The organism is Bradyrhizobium sp. NBAIM03, from assembly GCF_020194055.1.
GTDB classification, from domain to species: domain Bacteria; phylum Pseudomonadota; class Alphaproteobacteria; order Rhizobiales; family Xanthobacteraceae; genus Bradyrhizobium; species Bradyrhizobium yuanmingense.
This window is the reverse complement of the sequence record NZ_JADYVS010000120.1, coordinates 1-474: the sequence shown is the minus strand read 5'-3', so window position 1 is coordinate 474 and position 474 is coordinate 1. Positions and strand designations below refer to the sequence as shown.

At 68.8% G+C, this 474-nt stretch carries 1 protein-coding gene; it reads left to right on the top strand.

Annotation, left to right across the window (positions count from 1 at the left end):
• Positions 1-11: 11 nt before the first annotated feature.
• The coding region (locus I6F21_RS37680; RefSeq protein ID WP_346656862.1) for an alpha/beta hydrolase-fold protein at positions 12-474 on the top strand (463 nt) is incomplete at its 3' end.

The window sequence follows — 474 nt, the reverse complement described above, 5'->3', positions numbered from 1 at the left end:
TGGCAGGGCTGGTGCAGGTGCTGACCGGCAATGGCAGCATGCGTCCGTTCCTGCTGGTCGGCATCGAGAATACCGAGCGCCGCCGCGACATGACCGGCCCCAGCAGCGACCCGCAGGACCAGAAGATCGCGCCACGCATCGGTGGCTCGGCGGCCTACCGCAGCTTCCTGCGCGATGAACTGATGCCGCAGGTACGCCAGCGCTACCCGACCACAGACGAGCGTGCGCTGATCGGTGAGTCGCTGGCTGGCCTGTTCGTGGTCGAGACGCTGCTGCAGGAGCCGACGCTGTTCAACAGCTATATCGCGCTGGACCCCAGCCTGTGGTGGAACCGTGGTGCGATGCTGGCCGGAGCATCCCGGCAGCTGCCGGCGGTGACGCGTGCACAGCCGCACGTGTTCCTGGCCAGCAGCGGGCAACCGGAACTGGCCGCCTCCACGGCACGACTGGCCGCGCTGCTGCAGCAGGCCTCGC